The sequence below is a fragment of the Lentisalinibacter sediminis genome (assembly GCF_040706615.1).
Classification (GTDB): Bacteria; Pseudomonadota; Gammaproteobacteria; order Steroidobacterales; family Woeseiaceae; genus Lentisalinibacter; species Lentisalinibacter sediminis.
This window is the reverse complement of sequence record NZ_JAPDRF010000005.1, coordinates 427,300-443,195: the sequence shown is the minus strand read 5'-3', so window position 1 is coordinate 443,195 and position 15,896 is coordinate 427,300. Positions and strand designations below refer to the sequence as shown.

The 15,896-nt window shown below is 67.8% G+C and carries 21 protein-coding genes; 11 read left to right on the top strand and 10 right to left on the bottom strand.

All coding sequences use genetic code 11. The features are described from left to right. Window positions 1–12: 12 nt before the first annotated feature. Window positions 13–633, bottom strand: coding sequence for a MarC family protein (locus ACJMKX_RS12510; RefSeq protein ID WP_405225780.1), 621 nt, complete (start codon window positions 631–633; stop codon window positions 13–15). A 132-nt stretch (window positions 634–765) separates the two neighbouring features. On the opposite strand from ACJMKX_RS12510, the gene ACJMKX_RS12505 reads away from it, so the two are divergent. After that, entirely contained in the window at window positions 766–1,050 is a 285-nt protein-coding gene (locus tag ACJMKX_RS12505; protein ID WP_405225777.1) for a DUF6763 family protein, read from the top strand. Here the strand turns inward: ACJMKX_RS12505 and ACJMKX_RS12500 are convergent. Continuing rightward, window positions 1,038–1,409, bottom strand: a complete 372-nt coding sequence (locus ACJMKX_RS12500; protein WP_405225774.1) for a Rieske (2Fe-2S) protein — start codon at window positions 1,407–1,409, stop codon at window positions 1,038–1,040. The genes ACJMKX_RS12505 and ACJMKX_RS12500 overlap by 13 nt on opposite strands. Window positions 1,410–1,454: 45 nt before the next feature. On the opposite strand from ACJMKX_RS12500, the gene ACJMKX_RS12495 reads away from it, so the two are divergent. Continuing rightward, a complete protein-coding gene (locus tag ACJMKX_RS12495) occupies window positions 1,455–1,871 on the top strand; it encodes a nuclear transport factor 2 family protein (RefSeq protein WP_405225771.1) in 417 nt (138 codons plus the stop codon). 348 nt (window positions 1,872–2,219) lie between these two features. Here ACJMKX_RS12495 and ACJMKX_RS12490 read toward each other — a convergent pair whose 3' ends face one another. Both ACJMKX_RS12490 and ACJMKX_RS12485 read right to left on the bottom strand, forming a co-directional pair. Next, a complete protein-coding gene (locus tag ACJMKX_RS12490; RefSeq protein WP_405225768.1) occupies window positions 2,220–3,599 on the bottom strand; it encodes an AmpG family muropeptide MFS transporter in 1,380 nt (459 codons plus the stop codon). Next, entirely contained in the window at window positions 3,589–4,359 is a 771-nt protein-coding gene (locus tag ACJMKX_RS12485) for an exodeoxyribonuclease III (RefSeq protein WP_405225765.1), read from the bottom strand. Before ACJMKX_RS12485 ends, ACJMKX_RS12490 begins: the two co-directional genes overlap by 11 nt. Before the next feature lie 140 nt (window positions 4,360–4,499). Between ACJMKX_RS12485 and pyrE the strand changes: the two genes are divergently transcribed. Beyond that, complete coding sequence (gene pyrE / locus ACJMKX_RS12480) at window positions 4,500–5,156, top strand: orotate phosphoribosyltransferase (RefSeq protein WP_405225762.1); 657 nt, start codon at window positions 4,500–4,502, stop codon at window positions 5,154–5,156. A gap of 91 nt (window positions 5,157–5,247) precedes the next feature. After that, window positions 5,248–5,868 carry a DUF4124 domain-containing protein gene (locus ACJMKX_RS12475; RefSeq protein ID WP_405225759.1) on the top strand — a complete coding sequence of 207 codons (621 nt, stop codon included), beginning with the start codon at window positions 5,248–5,250 and terminating at the stop codon, window positions 5,866–5,868. A gap of 7 nt (window positions 5,869–5,875) precedes the next feature. Here the strand turns inward: ACJMKX_RS12475 and dut are convergent, their stop codons facing one another. Both dut and coaBC read right to left on the bottom strand, forming a co-directional pair. Then, window positions 5,876–6,331 (bottom strand): dUTP diphosphatase, encoded by a 456-nt coding sequence (dut, locus tag ACJMKX_RS12470; protein WP_405225757.1) that lies wholly within the window; start codon window positions 6,329–6,331, stop codon window positions 5,876–5,878. A 24-nt stretch (window positions 6,332–6,355) separates the two neighbouring features. Further along, window positions 6,356–7,588: a bifunctional phosphopantothenoylcysteine decarboxylase/phosphopantothenate--cysteine ligase CoaBC gene (coaBC, locus tag ACJMKX_RS12465; protein WP_405225754.1), complete on the bottom strand. Its 1,233-nt coding sequence runs from the start codon at window positions 7,586–7,588 to the stop codon at window positions 6,356–6,358. 164 nt (window positions 7,589–7,752) lie between these two features. Between coaBC and radC the strand changes: the two genes are divergently transcribed. The 3 genes from radC to rpmG all read left to right on the top strand — a co-directional run bounded on the left by radC (window position 7,753) and on the right by rpmG (window position 8,945). Further along, a complete protein-coding gene (radC, locus tag ACJMKX_RS12460; protein ID WP_405225751.1) occupies window positions 7,753–8,427 on the top strand; it encodes a RadC family protein in 675 nt (224 codons plus the stop codon). A 102-nt stretch (window positions 8,428–8,529) separates the two neighbouring features. Next, on the top strand, window positions 8,530–8,766 hold the full coding sequence (gene rpmB / locus ACJMKX_RS12455) for a 50S ribosomal protein L28 (RefSeq protein WP_405225749.1): 237 nt from the start codon (window positions 8,530–8,532) through the stop codon (window positions 8,764–8,766). 23 nt (window positions 8,767–8,789) lie between these two features. Further along, window positions 8,790–8,945: a 50S ribosomal protein L33 gene (rpmG, locus tag ACJMKX_RS12450; protein ID WP_405225747.1), complete on the top strand. Its 156-nt coding sequence runs from the start codon at window positions 8,790–8,792 to the stop codon at window positions 8,943–8,945. Between the two features lie 86 nt (window positions 8,946–9,031). On the opposite strand, the gene ACJMKX_RS12445 is transcribed toward rpmG, so the two are convergent. Further along, entirely contained in the window at window positions 9,032–10,219 is a 1,188-nt protein-coding gene (locus ACJMKX_RS12445; RefSeq protein WP_405225744.1) for a DesA family fatty acid desaturase, read from the bottom strand. 218 nt (window positions 10,220–10,437) lie between these two features. Here ACJMKX_RS12445 and mutM point away from each other — a divergent pair, with 218 nt between their 5' ends. Next, entirely contained in the window at window positions 10,438–11,250 is an 813-nt protein-coding gene (mutM, locus tag ACJMKX_RS12440; protein ID WP_405225741.1) for a bifunctional DNA-formamidopyrimidine glycosylase/DNA-(apurinic or apyrimidinic site) lyase, read from the top strand. A gap of 30 nt (window positions 11,251–11,280) precedes the next feature. Here the strand turns inward: mutM and coaD are convergent, their stop codons facing one another. Further along, window positions 11,281–11,766 carry a pantetheine-phosphate adenylyltransferase gene (gene coaD / locus ACJMKX_RS12435; RefSeq protein ID WP_405225738.1) on the bottom strand — a complete coding sequence of 162 codons (486 nt, stop codon included), beginning with the start codon at window positions 11,764–11,766 and terminating at the stop codon, window positions 11,281–11,283. Further along, the gene (rsmD, locus tag ACJMKX_RS12430) at window positions 11,763–12,380 is read right to left on the bottom strand and encodes a 16S rRNA (guanine(966)-N(2))-methyltransferase RsmD (protein ID WP_405225735.1); all 618 of its coding nucleotides are present in this window, start codon (window positions 12,378–12,380) and stop codon (window positions 11,763–11,765) included. Before rsmD ends, coaD begins: the two co-directional genes overlap by 4 nt. Window positions 12,381–12,490: 110 nt before the next feature. Between rsmD and ftsY the strand changes: the two genes are divergently transcribed. The 3 genes from ftsY to ftsX are packed head-to-tail and all read left to right on the top strand — an operon-like array spanning window position 12,491 to window position 15,097. Next, window positions 12,491–13,453: a signal recognition particle-docking protein FtsY gene (gene ftsY / locus ACJMKX_RS12425; protein WP_405225732.1), complete on the top strand. Its 963-nt coding sequence runs from the start codon at window positions 12,491–12,493 to the stop codon at window positions 13,451–13,453. Next, window positions 13,450–14,169, top strand: a complete 720-nt coding sequence (gene ftsE, locus ACJMKX_RS12420; protein ID WP_405225729.1) for a cell division ATP-binding protein FtsE — start codon at window positions 13,450–13,452, stop codon at window positions 14,167–14,169. Before ftsY ends, ftsE begins: the two co-directional genes overlap by 4 nt. Beyond that, window positions 14,153–15,097, top strand: a complete 945-nt coding sequence (gene ftsX / locus ACJMKX_RS12415) for a permease-like cell division protein FtsX (RefSeq protein WP_405225726.1) — start codon at window positions 14,153–14,155, stop codon at window positions 15,095–15,097. The genes ftsE and ftsX overlap by 17 nt, the downstream gene beginning before the upstream one ends. Here the strand turns inward: ftsX and ACJMKX_RS12410 are convergent. Further along, window positions 15,070–15,687 carry a TetR/AcrR family transcriptional regulator gene (locus tag ACJMKX_RS12410; protein ID WP_405225724.1) on the bottom strand — a complete coding sequence of 206 codons (618 nt, stop codon included), beginning with the start codon at window positions 15,685–15,687 and terminating at the stop codon, window positions 15,070–15,072. The genes ftsX and ACJMKX_RS12410 overlap by 28 nt on opposite strands. Between the last annotated feature and the right edge of the window lie 209 nt (window positions 15,688–15,896).

Below are 15,896 nucleotides of genomic sequence, written 5' to 3'. Positions count from 1 at the left end.
GCCAGCGGGGCGCTAGACGAAGGCCAGTATCCCGTCCACGACGTACTGCACGGCGAGCGCCACCAGCACCACGCCGAGCAGGCGGCTGACCACGTTGGCGCCGGTCACGCCCAGGACACGCATGATGGGATTGGTGAGCAGCATCATCACCAGGGTGATGGCCAGCACCACGAATACCACCGCCAGCAGCAGGGCGACGCTCACCAGGTCGTCTTCTGCGTCACCCAGGAGCAGCAGCAGGGTGGCCAGCGCGCCGGGGCCGGCGATCAGAGGGAATGCCAGCGGAAACACGGAAATGTCGTCCCGGTAGCGGGCCTCCTCCTGCTCCCGGATGGTGGCCGAACGCAGGCCGGATTCCCGCGCGAACACCATATCCACCGAGACCATGAACAGCAGCAGGCCGCCGCCGATGCGGAACGCATCGACGCTGATGCCGAGTATCTTCAACAGTTGTTCGCCGGCCAGTGCGAAACCGAGGAAGATGAGCGCGGAGATGCTCACCGCCTTCACCGCCATACGCCGCCGGAATCCGGGCGCGCCGCCGCGGGTCAGCGCGCCGAACACGGGTATCAGCGTCACCGGCTCGATGACGACGAACATCACCACGAAATTCTTGAGCAGCTGCTCGATCACGCCTGCGCGCCTTGTGGACCATCCTGATTGCAGCGCCGCCGGAATGGTCTGAGTATGATTCAGGTAGTGGGTGAAAGGGCGCCTTCCCCGGAGAGGCGCGATCATACAAGGCAGCGGTGGAGGTTGCACGATATGGCTACCGAGTTCCCTGCCATCGGCCACTGGTACCGCCGGCCGAACGGCAGACTGTTCGAGATCGTCGCCATCGACGATGCCGACGGCACGCTGGAGATCCAGTATTTCGACGGCACGCTGGGGGAGATCGACCTGGAGACCTGGCCGGATCTCATCCTGGAACCCGTCGACCCGCCGGAAGACACCTCCGGCTCCCTGGATATGGACTTCGACGACGACGAGCCCGAAGGCGAGAGCGGCGGGCGGCGGGACTGGCTGGAGAGCCTGGATTACGTGGAGTGAGCGCCCGGGTCCGGCACGGTGACCACGACCCGCCCCTGTTCCACCTCCACCGGCAGGCGGTACAGCGACTTGCCCGGGCACGGACCCGCCACGCATACCCCGCTGTCCAGCTCGAACATCGCACCGTGTGACGCACAGATGATGTAACCGCCGTCCCGGGTCAGAAACCGGTGCGGCTGCCAGTCCAGCGGATGGCCCGCGTGCACGCAGTAATTCCGGTAGGCCCAGACCTCGTCGCCGCGGCGCACCACGAACCCCCTGAACGGCCAGTCGCCCTCTCCCACCGAGAAGCCGCGGCTGTCCGGATCCGCGAGTTCGTCGAGCCGGCACACCTCCTTCCTGACTTCTCTTGGGCTCATCGGGCCGTTATGCTGCGTCGTTGAACCATCCATCGGACTGTCTGCATGGGATTCCCTACCGCCGACGATGCCGAAGCCGCATTCTATCGCGCGTTCTCATTCTGCGACCTAGAGGCCATGCGCGAGATCTGGTGCAGAGACTCCGACGTCACCTGCATCCACCCGCTGAGCGCTCCGCTGACCGGCTACGACGCCATCATCCGCAGCTGGGAGCAGATATTCCGCAACATGGGACCGACCCGCATCCTGAGCGAGCAGCTGCATCGCAGCAACTGGCAGGAGGCCGCACTGCACGTCGTGAAGGAGCACTTCGAGGTGCAGGGCGGCGGCACGACGCCGGTGATCGCCACCAACGCCTACCGCCTCACGGCCGACGGCTGGCGGATGGTGCTGCACCACGGCTCGCCGACCCAGCGCCCGTCGAACGGCACTCCGCCCACCGCCAGCCGCCGCACCCACTGACTGTGGGAGGGCCTTCAGGCCCGGCTCTTCCTGCCCGGTCCCCTTCTATTATGGCCGTCATGCGGTGGCGTTAAGGCGCTGCCAGTCGGCAGCGGTTACTGAGTGGTGCCATCTCTCACGGCGACGGGCACGCCATCGGGCGGATACGGGTTGCGGGGTCGTCCGGGCCGACTGGAGCCATGACGGCGGGAAGGAGGCCCAGCCGAAGCGAAGGAGGACAGGACGTCCGACTGAGCGTCCCCGCAACCCGTATCCGCCCGATGGTGTGCCAACGTCCAGAGAAGGTGATACCGGCCAGAAAGAGCCAAATCGGGGCTGAAGCCCCTCCCACAAAGAACGGGGATGCGGTCAGGAAGGGGTTGTTCGGTCGCGGCGGGCTATCACGATCGCCAGTACGATGGCCGGTACGCCCATCACCGCCGCATAGAGGAAGAACACCGGGTAGTTCCAGGTATCGACGACGACGCCCGAGAAACCGCTCAGGAACTTGCCGAGCAGGGTCATCAGCGAGGAGAACAGGGCGTACTGCGTGGCGGTGTAGCCCGGGCTGGTGAGGTTCGACAGGTAGGCGATGAACACCGAGCCCGCGAAACCCGCCGAGAGGTTATCTGCAGAGATCGTGACGACGAGCATGCCGAGCTCCGGGCCGAGCGTGGCGAGCCAGGCGAACAGCAGGTTGGTCACGGAGACCAGCACGGCGCCGGGCAGCAGCATCTTCACCGCCCCGTAGCGCACGACCAGTACTCCGCCGATGGCGGCACCCAGTATGGTCATGCCGATGCCGAAGACCTTGGCGATGGCGGCAATCTGCTCCAGCGTGAAGCCCAGGTCCAGGTAGAACGGGTTGGCCATGCTGCCCATGACGAGGTCGCTGATGCGGTAGACGGAGATGAATGCGAGGATCACCAGGCTGAACAGACCAGCCTTCCTGAAGAAGTCGAGGAACGGGCAGACCACGGCGCCGAAGAACCAGCGCCCGGCCGCGCCCATGCTGCGTGTCTCCGGCACCATCCGGGCGATGGTCTCCAGGTAATCCCGCTCGCGCGCACGCACCACCTCCGGGTCCACCTCCGGCTCGCCGATGGCGAGCACCGTGACGATACCCACTCCCACCAGCGCGGCCATGGTCAGGTAGGCGGCCGGCCAGGAGGCGTCACTCGCGATGAACAGCGCGCCGGCGCCGGAGGCCAGCAGGGCGAGCCGGTAGCCGGTCTGATAGGCGCCGGCCATCGGCCCCTGCATGCGCTCGTCCACGGCCTCGATGCGCCAGGCGTCGATGGAGACGTCCTGGGTGGCCGAGGAGAAGGCGACCAGCAGGGCGAGCCAGGCCATCTGCGTGAGGTTCACCGCGGGGTCGGTGAAGGCCATGCCGACGAGGCCCGCAGCAATCCCGATCTGGCCGGCCAGCATCCAGCTGCGCCGCTTGCCGAGGAGCCGGGTGGCGACGGGGATGGACAGCCGGTCGATCAGCGGCGACCACAGGAATTTCACCGAATAGGTGATGCCGATCCAGGCGAAATAGCCGATGGCGGTGCGGCTGGTGCCCGCCTGGGTCAGCCAGGCCCCCAGGGTGGAGAACACCAGCAGGAACGGCAGCCCGGCCGAGAAGCCGAGGAACAGCATGGCCACGACCCGCGGCCTGAGGTAGGCGGCCGCGGAGTCACGCCAGCCGGTGCCCGGCGCATGGCGGCCCGGCACGTCGGCGGCTGACTCGCGGTCAGCCGGCAAGATCCAGCTCGTAGTCGATGGTCAGCGGGGCGTGGTCGGAGAAGCGCTCCTCCCGGTAGACGTCGGCCTGGCGGATCAGCGGTGCGAGCCCGGGGGTGATCACCTGATAGTCGATGCGCCACCCCACGTTCTTCTCCCACGCCCGCCCCCGGTTCGACCACCAGGTGTACTCGCCCTCGTTCGGGTTCACCACCCGGAACGCGTCGACCAGCTTCACCCGGTCGAATACCTGGTCGAGCCACGCCCGCTCCTCGGGCAGGAAGCCGGAGTTCTTACGGTTGGAGCGCCAGTTCCTGAGGTCGATCTCCCGGTGGGCGATGTTCCAGTCGCCGCACAGGATGTACTCGCTGCGCCGCCGCCTGAGGCGCTGCAGATGGGGCAGGAAATGTTCCAGGAAGCGGTACTTCGCCGCCTGGCGTTCGTCGCCTGAGGAACCGGACGGCAGGTACACCGAGGCCACGGCCACACCCTCGAGCTGCACCTCGAGGTAGCGGCCCTCGCGGTCGAACTCCTCGATGCCGAGGCCGCGGACGATGCGCTTCGGCTCGTGGCGCGAGTAGATCGCAACACCGCTGTAACCTTTCTTCTCGGCGTCCTCGTAATAGCAGTGGTAGCCGGCGGGATGGAACACCTCGTCTTCCAGCTGGTGCAGCTGGGCCTTTGTTTCCTGGATGCAGACGACGTCCGGATTGCGCCCCGGCAGCCAGTCGAAGAAACCCTTCCTCGCGGCGGCGCGGATACCGTTGGCATTCAGACTCATGACCCGGAACAATGCATCACTCCCGTCGGCACGCCGGCGCGGCGGCGGCCGCCCCGGCTGTGTCATACTTGGAGGCAGGGTCGCGGAGACCCCGCCGGCACGGCGCGAATGATATCAAGAGCCCCTCCGGGGAAGGCAGTATGCGGTCCTGGCAGAGAGAATTCCTTGAGCTGGCGCTGGAGCTGGAAGTGCTGAAATTCGGCTCTTTCAAGCTGAAGTCCGGCCGAATGAGCCCGTATTTCTTCAATGCCGGCCTGTTCAACACCGGCTATGCCGCGGCCAAGCTCGGCCGTTGCTACGCCTCGGCCATCGCGAACTCCAGCGTGGAGTTCGACCTGCTGTTCGGGCCTGCCTACAAGGGCATCCCGCTGGCCACGCTGGCGGCCGCAGCGCTGGCCGAGCACCACGACATCGACGTGCCCTACTGCTTCAACCGCAAGGAAGCGAAGACCCACGGCGAGGGCGGCAACACCATCGGCGCGCCGCTGGAGGGCCGGGTGCTCATCGTGGACGACGTCATCACGGCGGGCACCGCCATCCGCGAGGCAGTCGAGATCATCCGTGACAGCGGGGCGACGCTCGCGGGCGTCGTGATCTCGCTGGACCGCCAGGAGCGCGGCACCGGCGAGCGCTCCGCCGTGCAGGAGGTGGAGCGGGTGCTGAAGGTGCCGGTGCTGAGCCTCATCACGCTGTCGGACCTGATTACCCATCTCGAGGAGACGCCGGGACAGCGCAAGCACCTGCGCGCGGTCATGGACTACCAGCGCCAGTATGGTGTAGAAACGGAGCAGAGCTGACAGGGAACCGGCCGCAGCGGCGGGCGGGGGAGGTGCCAAAACCGCGAACCAGTTCCGGTCCGGTATCGGCACGATAATATGTAATACGGATATGACCAAGGCAGCTCCCATCACACTCGCAGTCCTTGCGGTCGTCCTGCTGACCGGCGCCGGCGAGGAGCGGCGCACGTACAGCTGGACCGACGACGAGGGCGTCACCCATTACGGGGACAAGGTGCCGCCGGAGTATCGTGACCAGAAGAAGCGCATCCTCAACGAGCAGGGTGTGACGGTCGGCGTGATCGAAGGCAAGAAGACGCCCGAGGAACTGGCGCTCGAAGCCAAGCGGCGCGAGATGGAGGCCGAGAAGGAGAAGCGCCGGCGGGCGGACAAGGTGCTGCTCTCCACCTATCTGTCGGTGGAAGAGCTGGAGATGCACCGGGACCGAAGGCTGGAGTTGCTGCGCGCCCAGCAGAAGGTGGCGGAACTCTACCTGCGCAACCTGCGCCGGCGCATGGTCTCGCTGCAGGAGGAGGCCAGCAACTACAAGCCCTACACGATCGAACCCGACGCCGAAATGATCCCGCCGGACCTGGCCGAGGATCTCTCGGACACCAAGGACCGCATCAACCGCCAGGAAGAGCAACTCGCCGAGCACCGCCGGGAAGCGGACCAGCTCGAGCAGAAGTTCGCCCAGGACATCTCGCGCTTCCGCGCCCTGAAGGATTACTGACGCCGGTTCAGTTCCGGCCCGAGTGGCCGAATCCCCCCTCGCCTCTCTCGCTCTCGTGGAACTCGTCCACGACGTCGAACGCCACCTGCTCCACGGGCACGAATACCATCTGGGCGATGCGGTCGCCGGGCTCGATGACGTAGGGCTCGCTGCCCCGGTTCCAGCAGGAGACGTAGACCTGGCCCTGGTAGTCGGAATCGATCAGCCCGGTGAGGTTGCCGAGCACGATGCCGTACTTGTGGCCGAGGCCGGAGCGCGGCAGCAGAACCGCGGCCAGGCCGGGGTCGCCGATGTGGATGGCCAGCCCGGTCGGCAGCAGCTCCGTCTCGCCCGGACCCAGCGTCAGCGGCTGGTCGAGGCAGGCCCGCATGTCCAGCCCGGCCGAGCCGCCGGTGGCGTAGTGGGGCAGCGGGAACTCGCCGCCGAGGCGATCGTCCAGGATCTTCAGCTCGACTCGTTTCACAGGAGCGGGTTCACAGAACCGATCTCACGAACCGGCCTTGCGCACGGGCGTGATGCGGCCCGGCTGGGTCTCGCCGAACATGGTCTGGTAGCGATTCATGATCAGCGCCATCAGTCCCCGCGCCAGCCGTTTCTTGTCGGTGCGCGCGAACTCCCGCTCACCGCCGTTCCAGAACACCGTCACCGCGTTCTCGTCCGTGTCGAAACCCAGGTCGCCGCCCACCCGGTTGGCCACGATCATGTCCAGCCCCTTGCCGGTGAGCTTGCCGCGGGCGTTCTCCTCCAGGTTCTCGGTCTCGGCGGCGAAGCCGACGGTGAAGGGCCGGCCCTCCGCCCGCGCCACGGCAGCCAGCGTGTCCGGCGCGCGCACGAGATCCAGCTGCATGCGTTCACCGGTCTTCTTGATCTTGTGTTCGCTGCGTTCGGGCGCCTGGTAGTCCGCGATGGCCGCCGCGCCCACGTAGATGTCGGTCTGCGGCAACAGCTCCTGGACCTTGCCGAGCATCTCCTCGGCCGTCTCGACGTCGTGGCGCTCCACCCAGGGCGGCGTGTCCAGCGCCACCGGCCCCGCCACCAGCCGCACCCGGGCGCCGGCCGCGGCCGCCGCCTCCGCCAGCGCGAAGCCCATCTTCCCGGAACTGCGGTTGGACAGGAACCGCACCGGGTCCAGCGGCTCCCTGGTGGGTCCGGCACTGATCAGGATGCTGACGTCGCTCAGCGGTCCGCCGGGCTGTTCGAACGGGAGCGCCGCCACGATATCGGCCGGCTCGAGCATGCGCCCGGGCCCTGTCTCGCCACAGGCCTGGTCGCCCTCTGCCGGACCGAGCAGGCGGATGCCGCGGCCGAGCAACGTCTGGCGGTTCTCCTGAGTGGCATCGTTCGCCCACATCAGCCGGTTCATCGCCGGCGCGAGCACGATGGGAGCCTCGGTGGCCAGGCACAGGGTGGAGAGCAGGTCGGGCGCCTGGCCGTGGGCGAGCCGCGCCATGAAGTCCGCCGTGGCCGGCGCCACCAGCACCAGATCGGCCCAGCGCGCGAGCTCGATGTGCCCCATGGCCGCCTCGGCCTCCAGGTCCCACAGGTCCGTGCGCACCGGCCTGCCGGAAACCGCCTGGAAAGTGAGCGGTGTGACGAACTGTTGCGCGCCGGCCGTCATCACCACCTGGACCTCGAGTCCGCGGGCGGTGAGCCGGCGCACGATCTCCGGCGACTTGTAGGCGGCGATACCGCCGGTGACGCCCAAAAGGATGTGCTTCATGGCCGAGAACCTCCGGTCGACGGACCGAGCTTAGCCTGCCGTCCGGGTTTGTGGCTACCGGCGCCGTCCGCCTAACTGCCGCCCGCGCCCACAAACGGGCCGCGCAGCGCCGGCCGTCGCCACCGAAGATGACGCTCGGCGACGGGGAAGTGAGGAGAGCTGCCTTGGGGATCCGGGACTGGCCGCAGGAAGAGCGGCCCAGGGAGAAACTGCTGGCCGACGGAGCTGAGACGCTGACCAACGCGGAACTGCTGGCCGTCGTACTCGGCGGCGGCGGGCCCGGCGTCGACGCCGTGGCGCTGGCCCGGCGGCTGCTCGGCGCCCACGGCGGACTGCGGGCACTGCTCCACACGGAATGCGGCGCGCTGACGACGATGCCCGGGCTCGGCGCGGCCCGCACGGCCCGGCTCAAGGCGGCCGCGGAACTCGCCCGGCGCTACTTCGGTGAGAAGTTGAAGCCCGGGCGCACGATCAGCGGGCCGGCGGATACCTGCGAATACCTCATCGCCCGCCTGCGCGACCAGCCCCAGGAAGTGTTCTGCTGCCTGTTCCTAGACAACCGCCACCGGGTCATCCGCTTCGAGGAAATGTTCCGCGGCACGGTGGACGGCACCAGTGTGTATCCGCGGGAGGTGGTGCGGCGGGCGCTGACCCTGAACGCCGCCGCAGTGATCCTGGCCCACAACCACCCCTCCGGCGTCGCCGAGCCGAGTCGGGCGGACGAGTCCATCACCCGTCGGCTGAAAGCCGCTCTGGACCTGGTGGACATCCGCATGCTCGACCACCTGGTGGTGGGCGACGGCCTGGCCACCTCTCTCGCGAGCCGCGGCCTGCTGTAAGGCCCGGTTTCTCTTGCCTAAAGCGACGGCTGCTGGTATAAATACCGCCCTTCCGCCGGCCCCGCGCCGGCGTATTTTTCGTGATTTCAGGAACTTGAGGCCATGTCCAAGGTTTGCCAGGTGACTGGGAAGCGGCCCATGAGCGGCAACAACGTCTCCCATGCCCATAACAAGACCCGCCGGCGCTTTCTGCCGAACCTGCACACCCACCGCTTCTGGCTGGAAAGCGAGAAGCGGTTCGTGAAGCTGCGCGTCTCCAACAAGGGCATGCGCATCATCGACAAGCGGGGCATCGACGACGTGGTCGCCGAGCTCCGCGCCCAGGGCCAGAAGGTCTAGGGCCAGACCGGAGGGTTATAGCCATGCGTGAGAAGATCCGCCTCGTCTCTTCGGCCGGCACGGGCCATTTCTACACCACGACGAAGAACAAGCGCCTGCATCCGGAGAAGATGGAGACGAAGAAATTCGACCCGGTCGTGCGCAAGCACGTGACGTACAAGGAAGCCAAGATCAAGTGAATACGATCAAATAGGCGGCTTCCCGGACCGGATACGAAAAACCCGCCGATCGGCGGGTTTTTTGTGCCTGTCTGCAGCGCCTGCGGTCAGGCGGGCTGCGGCGCGATGGCATAGCCGCGGAGCATACGGGCGAAGTCCTGCAGGGCCTTGATGCCGCTAGCCTCGGCCTCGTTGCACCACTGGCGCAGCTGCGCCACCAGCTTGTCGTTGCTGACGTTGGTCGCACCGCTCCAGAGCTCGCGCAGACGCTCACGGAACTGGTACACCGTGGCGAGCCGCGGATTGCGCTCGAGCAGCGACTGCAGACGGTCCTGCGCGGCCTCGTCCAGCAGCGCCGGCTGACGCACCAGCAGCCGCTTCGCGCGGCGCCAGAGCGGGTCGTCGCTCTTCTGGCGGCGGAACTCGGGCAAGGTCACGTGCCGGGTGTAGTCCCGCAGCACGTGCATGCGGTTGACGATCACGGCCCTCAGCGTCTCGATGTCCACGTTCTCCGCCGGCTCCGCCACGACCGGCTTCGGTGCCACCTTCTTCACTTTCGCCAGCCCGAGGGAGCGGAACATCGTGATGTACATCCAGCCGATGTCGAACTCCCACGGCTGCACGGAGAACTTGGCCGAGGTGGGGAAGGCATGATGGTTGTTGTGCAGCTCCTCGCCGCCGAGCAACAGTCCCCATGGCACGATGTTCGTGGCCGCGTCGTCGCACTCGAAATTGCGGTAGCCGGAATGATGGCCCACGCCGTTGATGACGCCGGCAGCGAACAGCGGCATCGAGACCAGCGAGGTGGCGATCAGGATGATGCCCGGCACGCCGAACAGCAGCAGGTCGAACACGATCAGCAGGATGATCCCGCCATAGGGGAAGCGCGTGTAGACGTTGCGCTCCATCCAGTCGTCGGGGCAGCCGCGCCCGTATTTCCGGATGGTCTCCTCGTTGCCGGTCTCTTCCCGGTAGAGCTCCGCCCCTTCCAGCAGCACCTTCTTCAGGCCGAAGACCTTCGGGCTGTGGGGGTCTCCCTCCGTCTCGCAGAAGGCGTGGTGCTTGCGGTGCACCGCCACCCATTCCCGGGTGAGCATTCCCGAGGTCATCCAGATCCAGAAGCGGAAGAAATGCCGCAGGGCCGGATGCAGGTCCAGCGACCGGTGGGCCTGGTCGCGATGCAGATACAGCGTCACCGCCATCATGGTGATCTGTACCATGACGAAACCGGCGAGCACGTAGCCCCAGAAAGAGAGGCCCAGCAGGCCGTAGGCGTAATTCAGTAGTAATTCCATTCGTCGGTATACCTGTCGGAATGCCGTGACGGGGCGCCCACTATAACGGACCCCCTGCCGGCGAAAAAGGAGCGGTTCACACTCGGGGCAAACACGCGGAGACGGTTTCGACCGCGATGGGTAGATTTGGTGCCCTCCCGGGCGAAATTCAATACCATGGCGGCCCCAGTCCAGCATCGGTCGAGCACCACTCGAGCGCAGGCCGCGCTCCGTACGCCATGCCCGAATTGCCCGAAGTCGAGACCACCCGACGCGGCGTGGAGCCCTACCTGGCCGGCCGGCGTATCGCCGCGCTCGACGTGCGCGACCCCCGGCTGCGCTGGCCCGTGGCACCGGACATCGCGGCCAGCGCGCAGGGGCAGCGCATAACGGCCGTGGACCGGCGCGCCAAGTACCTGCTGATCCGGCTGGAGACCGGCAGTCTGATGCTGCACCTGGGCATGTCAGGGAGCCTGCGCATCGTGCCCGCCGGGGCGCCGCTGCGTACCCACGATCACCTGGAACTGATCCTGGACGATGGCCACCGGCTGCGCTTCCACGACCCGCGGCGGTTCGGCTCCCTGCACTGGGTACCATGCGGGGCGGAGCACCCGTTGCTGGCACGGCTGGGGCCGGAACCACTGGAGGAGGCATTCGACGGTGCCTGGCTGCGGCGGGCTTTCGCCGGCAGGCGGACCGCCGTGAAGACGGCGCTGATGGACGCCCATGTGGTCGTAGGCGTCGGCAACATCTACGCGAGCGAGGCGCTGTTCCGGGCCGGCATCCACCCGACCCGCCCGGCGGGCCGCATCTCCCGGCAGCGGCTGGACCGCCTGGCCGATGCCGTGAAGTCCGTGTTGTTCGAGGCCATCGCCGCGGGGGGCACCACGCTCAGGGATTTCTACGGTGGCGACGGCCAGCCGGGCTATTTCCGCCAGAGTCTGTCGGTCTACGGGCGGGCCGGCGAGCCCTGCCCGGGCTGCGGCGAACCGGTCAGGCAGCGGGTGATCGGCCAGCGTTCCAGCTACTACTGCCCCCGCTGCCAGCGATAGCGTCGACGGCGACCGCCCGGAAGGCGCTAGCTAGCTGGCCGGCCGGCGCTCGAGCAGGGCTTTTTCCACCAGCGGCGAGACGAACTCGCCTACGTCGCCGCCCAGCATGGCGATCTCGCGGACCAGGCTGGAGGAGATGTAGGTGTAGCGCTCGGTGGGCGTCAGGAACACGGTCTCCACCTCGTCGGTGAGATGGCGGTTCATATTCGCGAGCTGGAACTCGTACTCGAAGTCGGAGACCGCGCGCAGCCCGCGGATGATGGCCCCCAGGTCGTGCTGGCGCGCGAAATCGATGGTGAGTCCCTGGTAGCCCATTACCTCGATCCCCGGGATGTCAGCCAGGACGGCCTCCGCCAGCGCCACGCGCTCGTTCAGGTCGAACATGGGCTGCTTGCCCGGATTGGCGGCGATGGCCACCACGATGCGGTCGAATATCCGCGACGCCCGGCGCACCAGGTCTTCGTGGCCGCGGGTGACGGGATCGAAGGTCCCCGGGTACATGGCGGCGATGCTCATAGCGCTCCCCCAGTCGGCTCGGTTCTTTCGAGCAGCACGAATCTCACATTGCCGGCGGTCTTCTCCCGCCGGGGCTCGAGGCCCGGCGGCAGCCGGGGCGGCGAGCGGCGATCGTGCTCCAGGTACAGCAGAGCGTCGTCCGCCAGCCAGCCGCGGTCTGCGAGGAGTTTACACAATTCGTCGAGCCGGCCGTGACCGTAGGGCGGGTCGAGGAATACGACATCGAATGGCTCGGGCTCGCCGCCGGCCAGCAGACGGTAGGCATCCGCGGCCAGCACCCGGCAGCCGCCGGCGCCCAGCGTCTCGAGGCGCCGTTCTATGCCGCGGGCAAGCCGACGGTCCTGCTCGACGAACAGCGCGGAGGCGGCGCCCCGGGACAGTGCCTCGATGCCGAGGATGCCGGTGCCGGCGAACAGATCCGCCACCCGGCTGCCGGCGAGGTACGGCCGCAGCCAGTTGAACAGCGTTTCGCGGATGCGGTCGGTGGTCGGCCGCAGCCCTTCGGCCTCGGCCACGGGCAGGCGACGGCCACGCCAGCGCCCGCCGATGATGCGGACGCTGCCCGGCGGGCGCCGGTCGCCGCGCTCAGGCCGCCGCGCCATCATCGCGATCATCCCGCCCGCTGCGGGGCATCCGGAGATGGGGGTGTGCTGCTAAGATGTCGCGCTCCGGGCCGGGGTCCGCGGACAGGATACCGCGGCGGCGCGCACTGACAACGAGGCACATGAAAGACGCTGCAGACAAGGCCGGTCGCAAGGGCTTCTTCAAACGGCTGCGGGCACGGCTGAACCGGGGCGACTCCTGGCTCACCTACGATCTGGCGAACCTGTTCCCCGGCGGCAAGATCGACGAGGACGCGCTGGACGAACTCGAGACCCGGCTGGTGATGGCCGACGTCGGCGTCGAGACCAGCATGCAGATCATCGAGTCCCTGCGGAAGAAGCTCGCCCGCAAGGAATTGAAAGACCTTGAGGCGCTGCTGCGCGGCCTGCGCGATGCCATGCTGGACATACTGCGTCCGGTGGAGGTGCCGCTCGAGGTGCCGGACGCGCCGCGTCCGTGGGTGCTGCTGATGGTCGGCGTGAACGGCGCCGGCAAGACGACCAGCATCGGCAAGATCGCGAAGCGCCTCGGCGACCAGGGTCTGGCCGTGATGCTGGCGGCGGGCGATACCTTCCGGGCCGCCGCCGTCGAGCAGCTGCAGGCCTGGGGCGAGCGCAACGGCGTGCCGGTGGTGGCGCAGCAGACCGGCGCCGACCCGGCGGCCGTGGCCTACGACGCCTGGGCGGCGGCGAAAGCCCGCGGCACCGACGTGCTGATCGCCGATACCGCCGGCCGGCTGCAGAGTCAGGGCGGCCTCATGGACGAGCTCGGCAAGATCGCCCGGGTGCTGGGCCGCCAGGACGAGACCGCGCCTCACGAGGTGATGCTGGTGCTGGACGCCGGGCTGGGTCAGAACGCGCTGTCCCAGGCGGAGAAATTCAGCGCGGCCGTGAAGGTCACGGGGATCACGGTCACCAAGCTCGACGGCAGCGCCAAGGGGGGTGTGGTACTCGGCATCGCCAACCGTCTGGGCATCCCCATCCGCTACATCGGCGTCGGCGAGGGCGTGGACGACCTGCAGCCGTTCGATGCCGAGGAATTCGTGGACGCCCTGCTGGATCTGGGAGGGGGCGCGGCGCAGTGATCCACCTGGAGAACATCACCAAGCGCTATGCCGGCCACGATGCGCTGCAGCGCCTCACCCTGGACGTGGACGCCGGGGAGATGGTCTTCGTCACCGGGCATTCCGGGGCGGGCAAGAGCACGCTGCTGAAGCTGATCGCACTGATCGAGCGGCCTACGCGCGGGCGCATCGTCGTCAACAATCAGGACCTCGCCAAGGTCGGCCGCCGCCGCATCCCGCGGTACCGGCGCGACATCGGCATGGTGTTCCAGGATCACAAGCTGCTGTTCGACCGCAACGTGTTCGAGAACGTGGCGCTGCCGCTGATCATCACCGGCACCGGCAAGCGCGAGATAGGCCGCCGGGTGCGTGCCGCGCTGGATCAGGTAGGGCTGCTGCGCCGTGAGAAGCAGATGCCCGAGACGCTGTCGAGCGGCGAGCAGCAGCGGGTGGGCATCGCCCGGGCCATCGTCGGCCGCCCCACGCTGCTGATCGCCGACGAACCCACCGGCAACCTGGATCCGGAACTCTCGCTGGAGATCATGCGCCTGTTCGAACGCTTCAACGACGTCGGCGTCACCCTGATGGTGGCCTCCCACGACCTGCACCTGATCGGCGGCATGGGTCACCGCCGCATCGTGCTGGACAACGGCATGCTGGCGGGCGAGACCGGCGACGAGGAACCGGACGGCCCGGTCTGGATCAAGGAGACGCGCGGCAATGGCGGCAATGGCTGAGCGGCGCACCGGCGGCCCGGGCGCGTGGCTGACCCGGCACGGGGAGACGGCCGTGGCCGCCCTCGGCCGCCTGGCCGCGCAGCCCCTGTCGACGCTGCTGACCGTGCTGGTCATCGCCATCACGCTGGCGCTGCCGGCCGGTCTGCACCTGGGCGTGAAGAACGCCGCCCGGCTGTCCGGCGGCTGGGAGAGCGCGGTGGACTTCTCGGTCTATCTGGACATGGGTACCGCCGAGGAGGATGCCCGCCGGCTCGCGGGCATCATCGAAAGCCGGGCCGACGTGGAGCGCGTGGAGTTCATCAGCGCCGCCGAGGCGCTGGCGGATTTCAAGGCGGGCTCCGGTTTCGGCGACGCGCTCGACGCGCTGGACGACAACCCGCTACCCCACACGCTGGTGGTGCGTCCCGCCGTCGCCGGCAACGATGCCCTCATCGAGTTGCTGCGCGAGGAGCTCGCGAACCTGCCCGAGACCGACGTGGTGCAGCTCGACACCGCGTGGGTGCAGCGCTTCAACGCAACCCTGGACCTGATCCGCCGGGTGATTCTGATCACCGCCCTGCTGCTGGGCGCGGCGGTGATCATCGTCATCGGCAATACCATCCGGCTGGACATCCAGAACCGCCGGGACGAGATCGTGGTGACCAAGCTGATCGGCGCGAGCGCCGGATTCATCCGCCGGCCATTCCTGTACTCGGGTCTCTGGTACGGCGTCGGCGGGGGGCTGCTGGCGCTGGCCCTGATCGCGCTCTCGCTGTGGCTCACCTCGGACGGGGTCGCCCGGCTGGCCGGCCTGTACGACAGCGGCTTCCGTTTGAGCGGGCTGGACTGGCGGGAGAGCCTGACCGTACTCGGGACGGGGGCGTTCCTGGGCTGGTTCGGCTCCTGGTTCGCCGCCGCCCGTCACATGCGGCGCATCGAACCCCGCTGATCGGCGGAGGCGGCCAGCGCCGCGAGCACCGTGCGCACGATGCCCTCCACCGCCTCGCGGGAGGGACGGCCCCGGCAGATCACGCGGATGCCCCACAGATTGTTGACCAGGAATGCGGCGGTGGCATCGGCATCGAGCCTGGGGTCCAGCTCGCCATTCTCGCTCGCGCGCCGCAGCGCCCGGCCGAACAGCGACTCGATGCGGCTCAGACCACCCACGAGCTCCCCCTGCACGTCCGGGTCGTGATGGGAATACTCCAGCATCGCGTTCACCATCAGGCAGCCGCGATGCCTCGGGTCGTCCAGGGTTTCGTCGACCAGCGCCAGGAAGAAGCGCCGGATCGCCTCCAGTGGAGAATCGGCCTCGCGCAGCGACTCGCGGAGGCGCTCGGCGGAGTCGGCCTGGTAGGCCCTCAGCACTTCCAGGAAGACGCCCTTCTTGCTGCCGAATGCGGCGTAGAGGCTGCCCGGCTTCAGCCCGGTAGCCTGGACCAGGTCGCTGACTGAAGTGCCCCGGTAGCCGCGTTGCCAGAAAACCTCCGTGGCACGCTCGATGACCTCCGCCCGGTCGAAAGATGGTGGTCGTGGCATGGCCTCCCGCCCTTGAAACCCCGTAGGGTCATGATGTTACCCATTCTTGAATAAGTATTCAATAATGTGCTATTATTCGGGTCGTGAGATGGCGTCGGCGGACAGAGGAATACGCGCCGCCGCATCCGGCGACCGGAAGGAGGCGAATACCCTGACCGGGAGCCACTGCAGGGTGGGACGCCAGTCTTTTAGCACTCTGAAGATGTGAG

Coding starts and splice junctions, on each gene's coding strand:
- ACJMKX_RS12505 (WP_405225777.1), top strand. CDS start 766: ATGGCTACCGAGTTCCCTGCCATCGGCCACTGGTACCGCCGGCCGAAC.
- ACJMKX_RS12500 (WP_405225774.1), bottom strand. CDS start 1,409: ATGAGCCCAAGAGAAGTCAGGAAGGAGGTGTGCCGGCTCGACGAACTC.
- ACJMKX_RS12495 (WP_405225771.1), top strand. CDS start 1,455: ATGGGATTCCCTACCGCCGACGATGCCGAAGCCGCATTCTATCGCGCG.
- ACJMKX_RS12485 (WP_405225765.1), bottom strand. CDS start 4,359: ATGAGTCTGAATGCCAACGGTATCCGCGCCGCCGCGAGGAAGGGTTTC.
- pyrE (WP_405225762.1), top strand. CDS start 4,500: ATGCGGTCCTGGCAGAGAGAATTCCTTGAGCTGGCGCTGGAGCTGGAA.
- ACJMKX_RS12475 (WP_405225759.1), top strand. CDS start 5,248: ATGACCAAGGCAGCTCCCATCACACTCGCAGTCCTTGCGGTCGTCCTG.
- coaBC (WP_405225754.1), bottom strand. CDS start 7,588: ATGAAGCACATCCTTTTGGGCGTCACCGGCGGTATCGCCGCCTACAAG.
- rpmB (WP_405225749.1), top strand. CDS start 8,530: ATGTCCAAGGTTTGCCAGGTGACTGGGAAGCGGCCCATGAGCGGCAAC.
- rpmG (WP_405225747.1), top strand. CDS start 8,790: ATGCGTGAGAAGATCCGCCTCGTCTCTTCGGCCGGCACGGGCCATTTC.
- ACJMKX_RS12445 (WP_405225744.1), bottom strand. CDS start 10,219: ATGGAATTACTACTGAATTACGCCTACGGCCTGCTGGGCCTCTCTTTC.
- mutM (WP_405225741.1), top strand. CDS start 10,438: ATGCCCGAATTGCCCGAAGTCGAGACCACCCGACGCGGCGTGGAGCCC.
- coaD (WP_405225738.1), bottom strand. CDS start 11,766: ATGAGCATCGCCGCCATGTACCCGGGGACCTTCGATCCCGTCACCCGC.
- rsmD (WP_405225735.1), bottom strand. CDS start 12,380: ATGATCGCGATGATGGCGCGGCGGCCTGAGCGCGGCGACCGGCGCCCG.
- ftsY (WP_405225732.1), top strand. CDS start 12,491: ATGAAAGACGCTGCAGACAAGGCCGGTCGCAAGGGCTTCTTCAAACGG.
- ftsX (WP_405225726.1), top strand. CDS start 14,153: ATGGCGGCAATGGCTGAGCGGCGCACCGGCGGCCCGGGCGCGTGGCTG.
- ACJMKX_RS12410 (WP_405225724.1), bottom strand. CDS start 15,687: ATGCCACGACCACCATCTTTCGACCGGGCGGAGGTCATCGAGCGTGCC.